General features: G+C 44.4%; 12 protein-coding genes. All 12 read right to left on the reverse strand.

Translation table 11 applies throughout. The features are described 5' to 3' along the window. Positions 1–276: 276 nt before the first annotated feature. The 12 genes from AC1DPZ_RS01025 to AC1DPZ_RS01080 all read right to left on the reverse strand — a co-directional run bounded on the left by AC1DPZ_RS01025 (position 277) and on the right by AC1DPZ_RS01080 (position 18,135). Complete coding sequence (locus tag AC1DPZ_RS01025; protein ID WP_477400623.1) at positions 277–759, reverse strand: hypothetical protein; 483 nt, start codon at positions 757–759, stop codon at positions 277–279. 333 nt (positions 760–1,092) lie between these two features. Beyond that, on the reverse strand, positions 1,093–2,271 hold the full coding sequence (locus tag AC1DPZ_RS01030; RefSeq protein WP_477400625.1) for a formylglycine-generating enzyme family protein: 1,179 nt from the start codon (positions 2,269–2,271) through the stop codon (positions 1,093–1,095). A gap of 406 nt (positions 2,272–2,677) precedes the next feature. Next, positions 2,678–4,285 carry an arylsulfatase gene (locus tag AC1DPZ_RS01035; RefSeq protein WP_477400626.1) on the reverse strand — a complete coding sequence of 536 codons (1,608 nt, stop codon included), beginning with the start codon at positions 4,283–4,285 and terminating at the stop codon, positions 2,678–2,680. Positions 4,286–4,319: 34 nt separating this feature from the next. Continuing rightward, positions 4,320–5,252 (reverse strand): glycoside hydrolase family 43 protein, encoded by a 933-nt coding sequence (locus AC1DPZ_RS01040; protein WP_477400628.1) that lies wholly within the window; start codon positions 5,250–5,252, stop codon positions 4,320–4,322. A gap of 36 nt (positions 5,253–5,288) precedes the next feature. Next, the gene (locus tag AC1DPZ_RS01045; RefSeq protein WP_477400629.1) at positions 5,289–7,751 is read right to left on the reverse strand and encodes a glycoside hydrolase family 31 protein; all 2,463 of its coding nucleotides are present in this window, start codon (positions 7,749–7,751) and stop codon (positions 5,289–5,291) included. Then, positions 7,751–8,896, reverse strand: coding sequence for a glycoside hydrolase family 88/105 protein (locus AC1DPZ_RS01050; RefSeq protein ID WP_477400631.1), 1,146 nt, complete (start codon positions 8,894–8,896; stop codon positions 7,751–7,753). The genes AC1DPZ_RS01045 and AC1DPZ_RS01050 overlap by 1 nt, the downstream gene beginning before the upstream one ends. Positions 8,897–8,955: 59 nt before the next feature. Further along, on the reverse strand, positions 8,956–11,100 hold the full coding sequence (locus tag AC1DPZ_RS01055; RefSeq protein WP_477400632.1) for a hypothetical protein: 2,145 nt from the start codon (positions 11,098–11,100) through the stop codon (positions 8,956–8,958). A 7-nt stretch (positions 11,101–11,107) separates the two neighbouring features. Continuing rightward, entirely contained in the window at positions 11,108–12,178 is a 1,071-nt protein-coding gene (locus tag AC1DPZ_RS01060; protein ID WP_477400633.1) for a glycoside hydrolase family protein, read from the reverse strand. Between the two features lie 31 nt (positions 12,179–12,209). Further along, a complete protein-coding gene (locus AC1DPZ_RS01065; protein ID WP_477400634.1) occupies positions 12,210–13,016 on the reverse strand; it encodes a rhamnogalacturonan acetylesterase in 807 nt (268 codons plus the stop codon). Positions 13,017–13,028: 12 nt separating this feature from the next. Further along, positions 13,029–13,799 (reverse strand): rhamnogalacturonan acetylesterase, encoded by a 771-nt coding sequence (locus AC1DPZ_RS01070; protein ID WP_477400635.1) that lies wholly within the window; start codon positions 13,797–13,799, stop codon positions 13,029–13,031. Positions 13,800–13,808: 9 nt separating this feature from the next. After that, the gene (locus AC1DPZ_RS01075) at positions 13,809–16,739 is read right to left on the reverse strand and encodes an exo-beta-1,4-galactosidase (RefSeq protein ID WP_477400636.1); all 2,931 of its coding nucleotides are present in this window, start codon (positions 16,737–16,739) and stop codon (positions 13,809–13,811) included. Further along, entirely contained in the window at positions 16,726–18,135 is a 1,410-nt protein-coding gene (locus AC1DPZ_RS01080; RefSeq protein WP_477400638.1) for a glycoside hydrolase family 28 protein, read from the reverse strand. Before AC1DPZ_RS01080 ends, AC1DPZ_RS01075 begins: the two co-directional genes overlap by 14 nt. Between the last annotated feature and the right edge of the window lie 42 nt (positions 18,136–18,177).

Genomic DNA, 18,177 nt, shown 5'->3' on the forward strand with positions numbered 1-18,177 from the left:
GGCATTGCCTGCAATTGCTGTAATGTGGTGGATGCCGTTAATTGTATTTTCCGGCATTGCCTGCAATTGCTGTAATGTGGTGGATGCCGTTAATTGTATTTTCCATAATGATATTTTGTAAGTGTTTGTTTTATTTGCATCAAAAATACCGTGTATTCTGCCCGGAAAACTTGACCTACAACAAGAAATTTCGAGACTGTGAGATTTTGTGTTGATGTCAAAGGGCCATAAAAAAAGGCCACCCTTAGGCAGCCTTCAAAATATTAGTGAATATTGCTACATCGCCCCGTCACCCGAGTATTGCAGCATCAAGTCAATTTTACCATCCTTATTAAATCCCCATACTTCATGCGTACGCGATTTAACTTGCTTCCCATCTTTATCAGTAAATTCTTCTGTTCCCCAAATACAAACCACATTTCCGTTCTTGTCTGTACTTTTTAGACTCACCCAGGCATCTAAGGTAACCTTATAATTCTTTATTGAATTTCTGTATGCCTTTACACTGGCAAGGTTTTCTGCTTTTCCTTTTATCATTTTCCCGGTTGACATCATCATGTTTACCGTGTCGGCAAACCATTCGATGTGCTTATCCAGGGTGTTGTTTTCAAAATCTTTCCAAAGCGTCAGGATCTTCTCTGAATAAGCCTGGTCTGCTATTGCAAAACTTGACGAATAACTGGCGGTATAACCGCTGTGTGCCTGGCTCATTGCCGCAAATGGCATTGCCAGTAAAAAGAATACAATAAACTTTTTCATGATTTGAATATTTAGTGTTTGTAACTGGTTAGTTACATTAAAGCTATGACTTAAATATCTAATAATCAAAAATTTATAATAATTATTTAGATAAATATTTCGAGTTTTTGACAGGATAATTTCGTGCAAGCTTAAATACAGAAACCTTACGGTTTAACTAAAAGGCAACAGCCGGATACAAAAAATGGGACAAAAATCATTTAAATGACCTTGTCCCATTTGGGGTAAGTAACAGGTTATGTATATAAGCTGTTCAAGAAGGAATAACCTGCTTTTGAGGATTTTCGTTATACTTTAATTATGGGCAGATAACCAATGCCAGGAATTATTAAATTATTTGTCGGCCACACAGCGAAAACCGAGGTGTTCCATACCGCTATCCTCTGTACTTTTCATCCGGCGCGATACCCGGTAACCCGAGCAGTAACTGTCATTGCACAGGAATGAGCCGCCCCTGATCACCCGCTTAATGGCATAAGGTTCATCCGGGTCGAAGCTTTTAGCCGGTCCCGCCGGATTTTTGATGCCATCAGGCTGGCTGATAGTTTTATAATAATCATTATTATAATAATCTGCACACCACTCCCATACATTGCCGGCCATATCATATAAGCCATAACCATTTGCCGCAAAGCTTGATACCGGCGCCAGCCCATAAAATTTATCCTTCACTGTATTTTTATCGGGGAAGTTGCCCTGCCAGGTGTTGGCTTTTACTTTACCCTGGTCAACAGGCTCGTTGCCCCATGGATAAACATTACGCTGCAATCCACCGCGGGCAGCCCACTCCCACTCCGCTTCGGTGGGTAAACGTTTACCTGCCCATTTACAATAGGCAACAGCATCGTACCAGGAAATATGCACAACAGGGTAATTCTCTTTTCCTTTGATACTGCTGCCAGGACCATGTGGGTGTTTCCAATCGGCTCCTTGTTTCCAGGTCCACCACTGGCTGTAATCATTCAGGTTAACAGGATGCGTTGGCGCACTAAAAACCAGTGATGCCGGCACCAGCAGGCTATCGTCGGGCTTTTCGGTTCCGGGAGGCAATTGTTTTTTTAGTTCATTCCAATCGGGTTTCTTCTCGGCTGTGGTCACATAATGCGTGGCCTTTACAAACCTGCTAAATTCGGCATTGGTTACTTCGGTAGCATCAATCCAAAAACCATTAACCGTTACCTTATGCTTCGGATATTCATCCGGGGAGGCCTGTTTATTATCGGCACCCATCAGGAAGGTACCCGTCTTGATAAAAACCATGCCTTCATGTCCTTTGCTTGCTCCCGGTTTCTCCAATAATGCTGCCTGGCGACCGGCTAATGATGGAAAACGAGCCGGGATGTTCGATTCACAGCAAATAGCTTTTTTTGCCGGTAATACAGGTTTTACTATAATACCGGCAACAGCTGGTTTCGGTTTGCATGATGAAAAAGAGAGGACTAAGCCTACCATTGCAATGCCGCAACCTACGCCAAATAATTGCTTACTTCTGCTTATATAAAATTCTTTCATCACCGGCTAAATGTATTGTTTTTAATAGTATATCTTACTTATATTCTTAATTCGCTTTAATATCAAGTATAGCTTTAGGTTTTATTAAATTGAAATCTAAAACTACGTTTTTTGCGTTTGGCAGCATAAATAACCCATCCTTCAGCCGTTAACGGGAATAATAGAAAATCTGAAGAGAAAGACGCTTTTAGCAACAACAGCAACCACAGTTTTTTTGTTGTGCCGGAGAGAATGAATTTAAACCTGGGGCAGGATTTAAAGAAGCGTTCATTGTTTTGATTTTACGCAGGCAAATATAAAATTATTTTTATAATCTACTAATTCCATAGGAATTATATTTTTTATTAAAATAAGGCAAAATCAACTTTGATAATGCCCGGGAATTACTGTTAAACAATGATAAAAATTACTCGCCTTTTGATTTTCCTAATTTATCAAACTCAACCACACCCGCCCRCGTGGCCCAGGCATTATACATTGCAGTAAGCTCAGTAACCTTTTGCGGGTATCTGGCGCTCAGATCGTTTAACTCAGAGCGATCATTGCTGATGTTATAAAGCTCCCATTTATTGGCCGGCCATTGGGATACCAGTTTCCAATTACCCTGCCTTACTGCCCGGTTGCCTTCATGTTCAAAAAACAGYCCGTTATGCCCTTCCCATTTTTGCCCCTTAAATACAGGAACCAAGCTGATGCCTTCGGTTGGTGTTATGGTATTGCCATTGTAAACTTTAGGATACGATGCTCCGGCCAGGTCAAGGCATGTGGCCATCAGATCAATAATATGCGCCGGTTTGCGAACTATAGAACCAGGCTGAATTACACCCGGATAATAGGCTATAAAAGGAGTGGCTGTTCCGCCTTCGTACTCCCAGTGCTTAAATAAACGGAATGGCGTATTGCTTACATTAGCCCCCAACGTTTCGTATGCTGTAAATGATGTGGAGTCACTTGCCGGTTTATTGTTTGCGGCCAGCACTTCCGATGTAAAACCAGGGCCTTTAATACTTTCATTACTGGCACCGTTATCTGATAAAAACATGATCACCGTATTTTCGTCCTCGCCCAAATCCTTCAATTTTTCCCGGATGCGGCCTATGTTTTGGTCCATACGATCAACCATGGCGGCGTATACTGCCATTTTAGTATCAAAACGTTCTTTTTCTTCCACGGTCAAACTATCCCATTCGGGTACATTTTTATCCCTGGGCGAAAGCTGTTCGTTTTTACCGACAATGCCCATTTGTTTTTGACGTGCAAGCCGCTCCTCCCTAAGCTTATCCCATCCCTTCATGTACCTGCCCTTGTATTTGGCAATATCCTCGGGCAGTGCCTGGATTGGCCAATGCGGACTGGTAAATGCCATGTATAAAAAGAAAGGTTTGTTGGTTTGTTTATTATCGTCAATAAATTTAATGGCATAATCGGCATAGGCATTTGTTGAATACCAATTTGGCCCGGGAGTAAACTCCTTATCGTCCAAAGCGATGGTTAGCTTTTGATTGGGGCGATATGGCATAGTCGGGTTAAAATAGCTGCTTGCTCCATCAATCAAACCAAAATAATGGTCGAACCCGCGTTTAACCGGCCAGCGAGATGGATCCGTACCCACATGCCACTTACCTGCCATCAGGGTATTGTAACCTCCTTCTTTCAAAGCCTCGGCAATAGTTACACAATTTTGATTGAGATAGCCCTGGTAAGCGGGTACATCACGATGATTTACCATATCGCCCACACCGGCCTGGTGCTGGTAAAGCCCCGTAAGTAACGATGCACGGGTTGGGCAGCAGCGCGATGCATTATAAAACTGGGTCATACGCAATCCACCTTTGGCCAAAGCATCAAGGTTTGGGGTTTGGGTTTCGGCCCCAAAGCAGCCAATATCAGAATAACCCATATCATCCGCCAGGATAATAATAATGTTTGGCCGTTTTGAAGCCGGCTTATTTTGGGCGAATAAAAAATTACTTATTACTGTAAACAGAATAATTATACCGATTACTTTTTTCATAGGATAGCCATAAAGTTGAATAAACAGCGCAAGCTTATTTTCCGGTTAACTTAGCAAACTCCGCTTCGGTAATTTTAAAAACGGTACCGTGCCTGATACCTTTCGGCATTTTAATCTGACCGGATATATCCGTCCATTGCTTCAGATCGGTTGATGTGATGGCGCCGTATTGATGATCACGGTATTTATCAAAATAAACAATCCATTGATTGCCAATGTGCAACGTTGTTGGTCCTTCTGCCCAATAATTACCGGTTATTGGTCCGCTGGGTTTTGAGTATGGTCCCGTCAGTTTATCGGCATAAGCTATTTTAATATTTTTTTGTACCGGATGCAGGGTTTCATCTTTAAAAACCATCATAAAGCGTTTACCATAAGGCACTATAGTGGCATCGATACTGTTAAAACCCGGATCAAACAGCAAACGTGCTGAACTGTATGTTTTAAAATCTTTAGTGGTAATGTAATATATCCGGTGATTGTATTTACTCTCGGCAACGCTATCAACCAGCGGGAAACGCCCATCAATAGTAGTGGCCCAATAGATCATGTATGATTTTGATGATGCATCGTAAGTAATTTCGGGCGCCCAGCAGTTACGGGCACCCGGCTCATGGGCCATAACGGGTAATTGCTGCTGCTCCGACCAATGCAGCAGATCGGGCGAGCTGGCGTAGCCTATACCTTTATCTGTCCAGCTATCCGTCCAAACCATGTGGAACAAACCATCAGATCCGCGGATAATACAAGGGTCGCGCATCAGCTTGTCATTTGAAACCATCGGTGTTAAAAAAGAGCTGTCGCCCTTTAAGGCCGTCCATTGCAACCCATCATTGCTATAAGCCAGGTGTAAACCATCCTGCCCGTTATCTTTAAAATAGGAAAACATGTATACTTCTTTGGCCTGGGCCTGGGCGTCTGTTTTCCATGCGGATAACAACAATAACAGGAATATTAGTTTTTTCATAGGGCAATGTTTACCGGCAATCTTGTTCATTTCTTATTATTTTATATCAATGGAAATATCTTCGCGATTGTTGCGCGCTGTTTTAATCCAAAGTAAATGATTTGTTTTATCATAATACCATCCGGCAGCATTGTTTAATGCGTCGGCACTGTTCAAAATCTTTACAGCCTCCTTATTTTCAATTACCATGGATGGCTCCTTATCGCTACTCCAGTGTATTTTAGCCAGGTAACCATGTGGCGCCGGGCTATAACTGCCCGCAGGTTTTTTAATATGTAACTCCCAGCCGCTGGTAATATTAGCTACGGTAATTTGGGTGATCGCTTTTTCGCCTTGCTGATATTTCATGCTGATACCATCATCTTCATACAGTTTAAATTCGGATGCCTGGTGCAGAAATATATCCAGCGTAATCACATCCACCGGTTTTTCATCCATATATTTCATAGCCGGTTGCATGGGGATAATACTGCCTGCTTTTACAAAAAGCGGCAACTGGTCGGCGGGTGTTAATATATGAATATATTGCTTTCCGTTATATTTTTTACCCGTCCAATAGTTAAGCCAAACACCGGCTGGTAAATACACCGTACGTGTTTGGGCTCCTTTTACCGTTACGGGGCAAACCATCATGTTATCACCAAATAAATATTGATCGGCTATGTTATATGTATTCGGGTCATCCTGGTATTCCAGTACAAGGGCACGCATCAGCGGCATGCCTGTTTGATACTGTTTATAGGCATTGCTATAAATATAAGGGATCAACCGGTAACGCAGGTCATCATACTTTTTAAAGTTAGCCAAAGCCTCTGCGCCATAATTCCACGGCTCTTTATAACTCGGGTGATCCATACCAAATACCATAGCAACCGGACTAAACATACCAAACTGCACCCAACGCATATACAACTCCGGATCGACAGCATGTTCAAAACCGCCCATACAATGCGCCCAATACCCCACGCCAGACAAGCCAATATTTAACCCGGCTTTAATAACCGGTGCAAAATACTGCCATTCGCTGGGCCAGTCGCCGGCAAAAATGTATGGATAACGCTGTATGCCCGAGTAGCCCTCCCGGGTCTGGTTCAGGCCGCGAATGCCATTATATTCCTGGAACTTTAAATAAGGAGCTTTGGCATAAGCTATGGGGAAAACATTATGTAGTTGCGCAACCTCTTTACCTGTAGGCCCAACCTTTTCGCTTTCATTTGCTAAAGAGCCAAAGGCACTGCCTTCATCGGTTTTCAGGAATTTTGCGCCTACGGAAGCTACTTTCATTACCCCGTTATCCCACCACCAGTTGGTAGCCTGCTGATCAAAAAAGTTCACAAACTCGCCCGGCTTGCCGTTTTCGGGATAGGTAAAACCTTTAGCCTGCGCCTGGTCAAGCAGGTTCAGATTTTTGGCATTATCAAACCGCGGGCGAATGTGCAATCCCACCATTTTAAAGTTCATGGCATACAGGCTATCGAACATGGCTTTGGGGTTTTTAAATGTTTCGCGCCATTCAAAGGTTGTAGCACCCTTGCCACCGTTTTTACCAAATAACCGCCAAGTAGAATCCAGGAACAGGATATCAACCGGGATCCCCATTTCGCGCATCTTGCTTGCAAGCTCAATCACATATTTATCAGATGTAAGTTCCTCATGCCCCCAGGTGCCGCCGCTATAAGTACCCATGTGCAACCCGAAGGCAAAACGCGGCAACAGAGGTGATTTGCCGGTTATTGACAGATAGCTGTTTAATATGACCGGAAAAGTTGGGCCATAAATAAAATAATAATCCAGCTCTCCATCATTGGCTTTAAAACTGTATTCATCATCGCTTTTGCTGCCCATGTCCCATGCTGTGGCCGATGAATTATGCAGATGAATGCCATATCCCCGGGTGCTCATAAAAAACGGCACCGGGCAATAGTTAGCTTCGTTGACGTTATAAGCGCCCAGCAAATTATCTTTGTTTTTGCCCCGGCCCACATTTAACTTTACCAGTTTGTTACGCTGATCCGTAAAATCCATACGCTCACCAAAACCAAAAAAGTGTTCATTGGGCATCAATTGTTTGGTACACATCACCGTATCGCCCATATGCTGCAGACCGCCATTTTTAGGTACATATTCAGATGATAACATCACGCCCTTAGTATCAGATACATTGATGATAAAAGGAGATTTAATAACCGTAATAATTAATGCTGATGTTTGAATAACGTAAGCAGATTTTGAATCGGTTACCTTATAATTTACTGCGGGCCAGTTATAGTTTTCCTGCATTAAATGCTCATCGGCCAAAAAATTACGGCTCCAGCTTGCCCTTACCCGGAACATGGAGGGTGAACAAAACTCAATTTGAACATCGCCATTAACATTTTTAAAATACAGCGTATTGCCTTGWTTTTTATATCCCGACTTATTACTGCCAATACCCGTTTGCGCAAATGCATTTACGGTGAACATTAAAACAAGCGCAAGAAACAGCGTAACCTTCCTCATTATTTACTCAATTTATAAACTTCGCTGCCTGCCAGCAGGAAACAACCTAAACCATAATCTTCAAAATCGGGCACACTGTTATACGTTACCGGCTGCCCGTCTTGAGGTTGCTTGCCGGTTCCCTGCACAAAACCCAGCATACCATCTGTATGTAAACTCCCGGCCGACATGGCATTCCAGGCCTTGGTTACTATAGGTAAATAGGTTTTCTTTTTGAGGATGCCATGGTTGATGCCCCAGGCCATACCATAAGCAAACAGTGCGGTACCTGTTAGTTCCTTGCCTCCAAAATTGGTAGAATCTTTTAAGCTCACATTCCAGTAACCATCCGCACGCTGCAGCGGTACCAAAGCTTCAATCATTTCTTTATAAACATTTAAATATTCATCCCGATGTGGTGCTTTTTTTGGCATTACCTCCAAAACCCGCAACAAGGCTGCTAACACCCAGCCATTACCGCGCGACCAGTAACAATCGGCCCCGTTAGGCTCTTTGTAAGGAGTTACAAAATCCTTATCCCGCCACCAAAGATGATCGGCGGTATTGTACAAGCCTTTGCCGCCATGAACGGTTTTGGTATAGTTATAAATGGCGAACATCTTTTCATAATACTTATCGTCCTGGTAAACCTCGCCAAGCCTGGCATATACCGGCATAGCCATTTGCAGCGCATCAACCCAGCTCCAGTCGTCCTGTTTTTCGCTATTGACCATTAAGTCAATGCTTTGCTTTATTTTCTCTATGCGTTCGGGCTTTTTATCTATCAGGTACAGGTCTATATATGTCTGTCCGCAACATTGGTTATCGGCGTTCCGGGTGTCAACGGCACCGCGTGGCCCCCATTGGTGTTTTTCGCCCCAGTCAACCGCGTAATCATAATATTTTTTTTGCGGATCAATTTTGTACATCCCCATCAAGCCTTCGTAATAAACCGCCCTCGTCCACAGATTACTGGTTCTCGTATTACCTTTTACGGTAACAGGGGCGCCTGCATCCGGCCATTTTTGCATAAAATAGTTGTTAGCCAAAGTCATATCGGCCAATACTTTACTTTTTGATGGCAGCTGGGCGTGTACAGCGCCCGCCGTAATCATGATTGCACCCGCGCACAGTATCATTTTCAGTTTTGCAAATAGTTTATTCATATTGTGGGTTTTGATGTATTTCTATTTAGTTAATTCACAGGTTGTTATCTCCGGCTTTTTTAAGGCATCTTTTTAAGTCCTTCCCATCTTACTTTCCATTTTCCGTCTTTTGGAAAACCCGGATTAGCGATAGTTGAACCATCCCAGCCGGCACACATCATAGCTACAGCAGCCAGCAATCCGCCATTGCCTGGCAGGTAGAGGCGTAAGCGGCCATCCTGGTAATTATGGCCGTTGGGCAGGTAGGTATTGGTTTTTATGGGCATAAATAAAGCCTCAATGGCTTTATCGGGCATATTTAAGCGGGCAGCGGTCATGGCTGTCATCGGAAAATCCCAGCCCCAGGTATCTTTCCAGTCCCATACATTCCATACCAGGTCAAAAGTTTTCTTCATTACCAGGGTATCCAGCTTATTACTGTAAGGCAGCATACCATAGGCTGCCAATACCGCCGGATGATCCGTTTTCAATTTCGGATTGGTATAAGCATCGGGCGAGCTTTCCGCAGCAAGGTAAACACCATCCTTTTGGGGTAGCTCTGCCAGTTTTTTCAGGATGAGCGCATATTTTTTATCGGGTTGCATACCCAAACGCGCGCGCCATTCCTGGGCCGTTGTAAGCGCCCAGCGCCAGTATTGCAACTCATAAGTTGGATTAAACGTTTCTTCGGGCTTATAGCGTTCCTGTGCCAGTATAATGCCCTTGCCTAAATTATAACGGTCGTGCTCTTTATCGTAAGTTGGGAACGAGGCCATAAAATCGGCATCGGCTAATACCAGGTCTTTGTATTTATTCAGGGTTTGTTTATTGGGATGTGCGCGGTAATCCAGCTCGGCAAAATAAATAAAATGCGGCTGCTGCCAGATCAGGAAAGCTCCTACCGATGACGGACTTTCATTACCATCAGGGTCGGTCATTTTTTGCCAGCGAACGCCATCGTAACCCTGCCTTTTAGCTATGGCCCGGGCATTGGCTTTAACATGATGGTACCAGGTCATGCTGTTTTCCAGCAGTTGCTCCCTTCCCCAAAGCGCAAAGTGAATACCATGCCACCAGTGCATTTCCAGGTGGGGTTTGCCATACCAGCTATTATAGGTGAGCCCGGTTTCCTGCGGCGGTTGATGGCCGGTGCATTGTATTTTTGTAAGATATTGGGATAGCACCACCCGCCGTTCCAGTTCATTGGCCCGCGGGTCTGTACTGCCGCTAAAATCAACCGCGCCGCCGCTTTGCCAAAAAGCCTTCCATTGCTGTATGCTGTTTGCCTGCGTTTGAGCAAAGTCAGGTAAAACCGTCGCAGTTTTGCGTGGGGTAAACAAACAGGTAAACGTTAACAGATCTGTTTTGCCCTGCGGGGATAACACAAACTGATGAGCGGCGGTATTTTTAACCGAAGCTTCTCCCTGCCAATCCAGGCGCACAAAATATTGGTTAGTATCTAAGCGATGAATAATGGAAGCCTGCTGCCGACCGGATGAAATGATAGCTGAAGAATGTTTTTCAGGATTTTTCCAGTTATCGCCGTAATCAGTAAATTGATTGGTAGGAAACGGAAAACGCAGCCTTACTTTCAACCTGCCCTGGCTCAATAATTTAGATTGCACTTTTATTGACACCAAATCCTGCCCCTGGTGGGCATAGGTTTGTACGTTTACCGCTTCGCCGTCAAAAGTAAAAGAACTGTTGATGGCGCCCGTCCAAAGATCGAGTTCCTGCCGAATGTTTTGAATCTCACTGATATTTCCCTCGGTTCCATTCTTATGCAATAGTATAAATCCCAGATTGCCCAGTTGTAAACGGTGCACATTTTCACGGAACCAGTTGGCTGCATCCCTATTTCGCCCGGGCTGATTCCATTGCACCGCGTAGGTAACTTTACGGCCGTTGAGTGTATAGGTTTTAAATGTTTCATCAAACTTATAACCCATGGTATCTTTGAAACTGTGCCAGCCCCACTCTGATTGTGTACCCAGCGGAATGCCTTTATCATAATGTTCGGGAAAAGTTTGCAGACCGGTAGCATCAACCGTAAAAGCAAAACGGCCATTACCAACCGACAGGGACGATAAGGTATCTGTTCCCTTATTGATCACATTATGCCGTTGCGCCAATGCTTTACGATTTATTGGGGTTTGCGCCTTTATAATAACCGGCCAGGCACAGGTAAAAATTGCAAAATATACAGGCAGTAGTTTCTTCATCATCCGGTTATTATGATTCTATTTTAAATATAAAAGGCGAAGCCGTCATGTATTTACCCCCTTGCGATGTGGTGAACATGTATGTTGGTTTACCGTTTTGAAACAATAGTTGCGGCCTTTCAAAGCGGCCATATTTGTTCAGATATTTTGGAGGAGGAGGCTGGTTGACGTGATAATATTCAGCATTAAAATAGCCTATTTCAGGTTCGTTCCACTTCTTGCCGGTTTTTGACTCCATGTACAAACCGTACTGGTGGTTAAACACGCCCATATCCCGGGCCAGCATTTTAAATCGGCCCTTATCCAGCCAAACAAAGGCATCTTCCAGTTGGGCATTATTGCCGCGAGCCGAAAAATCTATTACCGGGTTTGCTTCATATTTTACATAAGGCCCTTCCAGCTTATCGGAAATGGCCAGACCATATTTGCGGTTTCCCTTTACCAGCGGATCGGTTGAGGTTTCATATTCCCTGGTGTTCCACGATTTATAGAATAACCAGTATTGCCCGTTGGGATGTTTAATAAATGCCGGGTTGGTGGTACAATGATCATCCCATGCCCCCGTCGCCCCTGGCAATAGTAAAGGTTCGTCCGGGCGTGTCCATGGGCCATCGGGCGAATCGGCAGTTGCCAGCCCGATACGCTTGGTATTGGTTTTGCCGTTGGAGTTGCCCATAAAAAACAGGCAATATTTGCCATCCACTATTTTGATCGACGGATTATGACAGGTTGTTGCATCCCAATAGCCAGGCCCGCGTGGGGCAAGAATGGTTCCCGTAAACTTAAATTCGCTTTCGGGGGTATCGGCCACAGCATGGCAAATTTCGGAACCATTAATCCATCCACTCATTTTTTTTGTTGCCACCCACCTGGAAAAAAACACATGAATTCTGCCGTCCGGCCCTTCAATGGGGCTATTGCACCAAACGTAGTAGCCTTCCATTTCCAACGCACGACCAACCGGTTTCAGTTTTTTGGCAAAAGAAGAAACATGGCCTTCCAGTGTGCCAAATGCCAGGCCAGGCAGTAATGCCATTGCCGAAGCCAGGCCTAAGTGCTCAATAAAGTCTCTTCTTTTCATGATTTCAATTTCCCTTGCCAAACACTTGCCATTACTTTAAATATTTATTTAAGGCCAGTTTATTGAATGACCTGATCCCCTGGATTACAAATTTTGCATTTAGCTGCGCACCAAGCTCAAGCGTGTGGGTAGCATCCGTACCAAAATAGGCCGATTTTACTTTTGCCTCGCCCTCCGCATCATAATCATCCGCTATCATTTTATTCAGATCGACAAAATAAGTACCCGTTTCCTCACCTAACTCCCTGGCCCATTGCCCGTAACTGTCCTGGTTGTTGCGGCCGGCAGATTTACCATCCTTCCAAACATTCCGCGGTATTGGCGAACAAATAATTGGCGTTGCGCCTTTGGCCTTTATATCTGCAATATATTTACGCATGTACCAGCCGTAGGTATGTACCACTTCCTGTATTTTTCTTTTCGGGTTGTATATTTCCTGCTGCTCGTTACCAATACCCTTAATGGTTCCGCGTGCCCGGGCGGTATCATCCAGTGCACCGGCATCGTTATGGCCAAATTGCATAATTACAAAGTCGCCGGGTTTTACTTTTGCCAGTACCTTATCCCATAGCCCCAACGTTTGAAAAGTGCGGCTACTGGTTCCGCCCAGGGCATCGTTTTCAACTGATATCCGGGTTGTATCAAAATAAGGGGCTATATAGTTGCCCCATCCCCACAAGCCACCATCCCCCTTACCCTTACCATTTTTTACGGTTGAATCGCCAATGAGGTAAAATGTTGGTTTATCAACAGGTTTTATCAGCATAAAAGACGATAGCATGATCACCACTATCAGCAATAAGCTTAAACCTGCATTTTTACGCATAAAGTTTTTCATATAGCTTACCAATTAGTTTTTAAGATATTTATTTAAAGGATTCTTCGGATCGGCCCGGATGCCTTCGGCGACAGATTCGGCATTTACAGTAGCGCCTGCTTTATTGGTATGGGTATGATCGCCCGGAAAGAATTTCTTTACCGAATCGGGTCCCCATTGGTCATACTTATCAGCGGTGATCCGGTTCATGTCAATAAAGATGGCCCCTTCCTGTTGCGCAACTTCCCGCGCCCATTTACCATAATCATTATCAGCACGGATCACTTTACCCTCGCGAAACTCATTACGGGGAATCATTGACAATACCATTGGCGTAGCGCCCTTAGCTTTGGTTGCCCTTATAAATTTGCGAAAATACCAACCGTAGGTATGCACAGTTTCTTTTATGCCATTGGGCCAGGTAAGCTCTACTGTTTCCTCGCCTGTACCTTTTAATACGCCGCGGTATCCTTTTTTTGTAGTATCGGGCTGGCTGCCTTCATTATGGCCAAATACCATCATCACAAAATCGCCGGGCTTTAGCAGGGAATCTACTTTGTTCCACCTGCCCTCCTTTATAAAAGTACGCGTGCTGCGGCCGGCCATCGCATGGTTCTCGATATTGATCTTCGACAGGTTAAAATAGTTTGGAATGATACTGCCCCAACCCCATGTTTCCTTATCGCTGTTGTGGGTTGTAGAATCTCCGATGAGGTACAATGTCGGCTTTTGCTGATTAACGAACGCCAGACCTGCGAAGGCTACAATTAACAGGATAAAAATGGTTTTTAATGGTTTTATCATGATATAGTTTTACTTTTTCTTAATATTTTTAGGTTTTAACTCATCGGGTGCACCGTTTGTGTAAGAAATAAACACCTCTTTGGACCCCGATTTAAGAAGGCCTTCAATAATGTTTATATCAATAACCCAGGCAGGCTTAAACTGCACCGACGACATATATTTGAGGATACTGTAGTACAGCTGACGTGCTGCCGGCCTTTCCTTATCTATTGCCGGCGACAGGTCGGCACTACTTACCATAATACTTCCTTTACCCACCTTTGATTCAAACAGGAAAGCCAGTCGGCGGTTCATGAACCAGGTGTCAATGGGTTGTATAACAGGCCGGAATGTTGGCGGAAAATCTTCCAGGTGCATAACCTGTGCGTTTAATAATACGTCCCACCATTGAATTTCGCTATATGATGCCGTTGGAAAATCACTAAATATGGGATGCCGGGGATCGCACACAAACCCAAGCGTATGCGGCGGACGCATTTTAAACCAAGAGGTGTTCCAGAAAACCGGGGTAAAAGCCTGCACAATTTCCTTACCCTTTACTACCTTGCCTGCAACGTTCAAAAACACCTTGCCTCCATCACTAAGTACCTGTTTAACTTTATCATCCAGCGATGTTGTATAATATACATCTGGTTTAATCTCGGGTAATGTTTCCGGGTATACCCAAAAATTCCAGTCATTTATATAGGGAGAGTTTGGCACGGATACCTCCAGGTTCAGTTTTTCCGGTGATCTGATACCTGATAAAGGCAGATTGATCTCGCCCGACTGCTGGCAATTGCCCATAACATAACTCTTTTTATTAAGCACACCTTGGCTAATCACCTTATGTTGTGCATTGGTTAGCTTCCAGCTCAATGCGGCAGTTATAGGCTTGCTGTAATTAAACAGCTCAACTGACGCCTTTAAGGTTTCATTATTATGATACACAAATTTTTCGGTGCGGATAAGCGGCACTGTGGCATTGCAAAAGCGGGCAAACTGCTTAGCCGTGATATAACCTTTATTATCCCAAAAGGCATTAAGCACACCAACCAGGGCGGTACCCTGCCCCGGATAATCATTTAATGACAGTAATTGAAAGCCCGAGTAACCAGGTGTGCGCATGGCCTTTTCAATTTCATGCTTATAACATAAAGCCTGCAATTTGCCGGAGGCCATCAGGAATTTCTCGGCTTCATCGGCCATACCGTGGTCTTTCAGATCTTCCTCAAAAAGTTCAAAATTTTTGGCTTTATAAAAGCCTGTATATTTTTTTTTCTCTTTAAAATCAGGAAACGCACAGTACTGCCCCATCTCATGGGCTACAAAAGGGACATTAAACTGTGCTAGCTGTTTGCTGTAGTCCGAATAACTTTCTGGCCGTTGGTTCCAAGCCAGTCCCCGTGCGCCGGCACGGGCCATATACTCATTGTTGGGTATTACCGGCCAGCTGCCGCCTACTGCCGCCCCGGTATAAAGCCTGCGGGTGTCTTTGGCTTTCCAATAATCAACAAACTTAGTCAGGTACTCCACCTGTTTGCCGCTGGGCTCGTTGCCATAGGCCATCATACAAAACGATGGGTGGTTACCATACCATTTGGCTATGCGGTTTGTTTCATCATAAATATACCGATCAATGGGGCGGCCCAGCCCCAGGCCGCTGCCGTGATTAGCCCATGATGGCCCTTCCACATGTAAGTAAAATACTGCTTTATCTGCTGCCGCAAAGGCCGCTTCGGGTGGGCACCAGGAGTGAAAACGCATGTGGTTTAAGCCATATGCCCTACATATTTTAAATATCCGGTCCCATTCAGCTTCGGTTGTGGGCGGATAGCCGGTTAACGGAAATTCGCAGTTGTTTACTGTGCCGCGTAAAAAAACCGGCTTCCCGTTAATAGTAAAAGTTTTCCCATCAGCCTTAAATTCGCGCATACCAAAGGCAATCTGTTTGGTATTTGTGTCGCCTTTACCGGTAGTTAATGTAGCTGTAAGCTGATACAAAGCAGGGCTAAATTCATCCCAGGTTTGCATTTTGCTACCCATTGGCAAATCAATAATTATTTCACTTGTACTATCCCCGATTTTAACAGACTTACTTACAGCTGGTATAAGCTGCGAATGTGCAGTATTAAACGCTTTGCCCGATAGGGTGATATTGCCTGTAGTTTCACCACCTTCATTTTTAACCAATATTTTAATATGCGCTGTTTTTTGTTTCAGATCGGGGTAAACCTGTACGTCTTCTAACCATGTGGTTGCCCCGGCAAGCAGTTCCATTTTACCAATTACACCATTCCAGTTGCCTTGTGTATGATCGGTGATGCTATGGGAATCAGGACCAACATTAATGTCTTTTACCCTGTTATCAATACACAGTGTTATGCTATGCTTTCCCGGCGATATTTTGCTGCCCAGATCAAACTGGTGCGGTGCTACCAGGCTGTTTTGCAGGCCAATCTCCACACTATCTACCCATAGGCGGGTTTCTGTATGGGCCCTTTCCAGGAAAAGCACGATGCGTTTGTTTTTCCAATCCGGCGGAATGTTTACCTCCTTTTTGTACCATGCTACCCCGGTATAATGCTTAGGCGGTGTAAGCCAGAAGGGTATCTTCAGGTTACCCGGCTGCCGGTATTTGGCCATGTGCGGATTATAAAACCACGAGCTGTCATAGATGCTGCCTGTCCATTTTGTTTTTAGGGTGATATCGTCGCCTTTTAAATTTCCTGTCATAGAACCGGGCAGGTGAATGGTATCGGTAAGGGGTTTTAAAAACCATTTTTCTTCAATACCCTTACCGGCAGAATCTATCCGGAACTGCCACCGGCCAGCCAGTGAAATAATATTGCCAGCCTGCTTTCCATCCGGGACAGACCAGGCACAAAAAAGTACACCCAGGATCGCGGTTATGCAGATCAGGAGGTATTTTATGCCTTTATATCTATTATTTATCTGCATTTATATCAATTAAATCGAGTTTTGTACCATCTTTAGTAATGATCTGAGATTTTTTCCATTCCCACCCCTGTGCAAACTTTACATCACCGGCGGTAGCTGCTTCAATATTGACATTATCGAAATGAAAATGCTGCATGGCCGACTCTTTCAGGCCGATGGCGTTAATGGCTTTTTTGGCACCGGTCACTTTAACATTAGAAAGGTAGATATCTTTAAAATGCGGCATCCCCTTTTCGGCAGGTTCTACCTGGTGCAGTATTTTTTTCCAATGCTCGGGTATGCTGTCTATATTATAACCATTGGGTAGTTTGGAGTAGCTGTAGCTGGGGTTCCAGTTCATGGTGATCTGGAAGGCCGTGCCTACACCATTCATGGTGATATTGGTGAAATGAATATCCTCCACCGTACCGCCCCGGGTAATGGCCGATTTAATATTGAGCCCATTGCTGGTACCATTGCCGGTAAGTTCGGTAGCCAGCACATGCCTGATGCCGCCTGATGTTTCGCTGCCGCAGGTGAGCAAACCAGCGCCGGCCCTTGAGATACATTTGCGGATCACCACATACTCGGTAGGCCGGTTCACTCTTAAACCATCCCAGTCGCGGCCGGCCTTAAGGCAAAAATCGTCATCATTACAATCAATATCGCAATTTTGTACCAGGATCCAACTTGATGAATCTATATCTATGCCATCAGTTGACGGCCCGTGACCATCAACGTTGTTACGTATGGTAATACCATCAACCGTAACCCGTGTGGAATACAGCAACTGAACGGTCCAGAAGCCGGCCTGCTGCAGGGTAATATCCTTAATAGTAATGTCTGTAGCGTTGGCAACCAGCAATGTACGGGGGCGTTTAGCATCGTAATCAACAATCCAGCGCAAGCCTTTGGGATCATACTCGGCGCGCATTTTGCGGTAAATATCCCAGAATGGTTTGCCCTGCGCGTTCACTAAACCCTTGCCGCTAATAGCCGCATTACTTTGCCCAATGATATTGATCAAAGCAGCGGGCCATTTCATTTCGATACCGGCAACGCGGGTATCAATTTCGGGGTAATCTTTCAGGTCCTGACTGCCCAGCAATTCTACACCCGCATCAATGTTGAGGCAAACATTTTTCTTAAGAAATATAGATCCCGTTAAATATTTACCTGGCTTAAACGAAACTATACCACCGCCTTTTTCCGAACACTGATCTATGGTTTTTTGTATAGCAGTGGTGTTTAGTGCTTTGCCATCATTAAGCGCGCCGTTATTATTCACATACCATAATGTTGTTTTCCCCGGATAATGTTTGGCTCCTACCTTTTTTGCCCAATCCAGGTTAGTTTGCGCGTTTACGGTATTTGCGGTTATAAATAATAGTAAAACAGAACAGTGCAGTAGTTTCATAGGTAAATTATTCTTTTAATGGCTTACCCACCGAAGTGCCAG

The sequence above is a fragment of the Mucilaginibacter sp. P4_G9 genome, assembly GCF_056400985.1.

Excerpts from the sequence above, each read along its gene's own strand:
- AC1DPZ_RS01055 (WP_477400632.1), bottom strand. The coding sequence starts at position 11,100 with ATGATGAAGAAACTACTGCCTGTATATTTTGCAATTTTTACCTGTGCC.
- AC1DPZ_RS01030 (WP_477400625.1), bottom strand. The coding sequence starts at position 2,271 with ATGAAAGAATTTTATATAAGCAGAAGTAAGCAATTATTTGGCGTAGGT.
- AC1DPZ_RS01075 (WP_477400636.1), bottom strand. The coding sequence starts at position 16,739 with ATGCAGATAAATAATAGATATAAAGGCATAAAATACCTCCTGATCTGC.
- AC1DPZ_RS01070 (WP_477400635.1), bottom strand. The coding sequence starts at position 13,799 with ATGATAAAACCATTAAAAACCATTTTTATCCTGTTAATTGTAGCCTTC.
- AC1DPZ_RS01065 (WP_477400634.1), bottom strand. The coding sequence starts at position 13,016 with ATGAAAAACTTTATGCGTAAAAATGCAGGTTTAAGCTTATTGCTGATA.
- AC1DPZ_RS01060 (WP_477400633.1), bottom strand. The coding sequence starts at position 12,178 with ATGAAAAGAAGAGACTTTATTGAGCACTTAGGCCTGGCTTCGGCAATG.
- AC1DPZ_RS01080 (WP_477400638.1), bottom strand. The coding sequence starts at position 18,135 with ATGAAACTACTGCACTGTTCTGTTTTACTATTATTTATAACCGCAAAT.
- AC1DPZ_RS01040 (WP_477400628.1), bottom strand. The coding sequence starts at position 5,252 with ATGAAAAAACTAATATTCCTGTTATTGTTGTTATCCGCATGGAAAACA.
- AC1DPZ_RS01025 (WP_477400623.1), bottom strand. The coding sequence starts at position 759 with ATGAAAAAGTTTATTGTATTCTTTTTACTGGCAATGCCATTTGCGGCA.
- AC1DPZ_RS01050 (WP_477400631.1), bottom strand. The coding sequence starts at position 8,896 with ATGAATAAACTATTTGCAAAACTGAAAATGATACTGTGCGCGGGTGCA.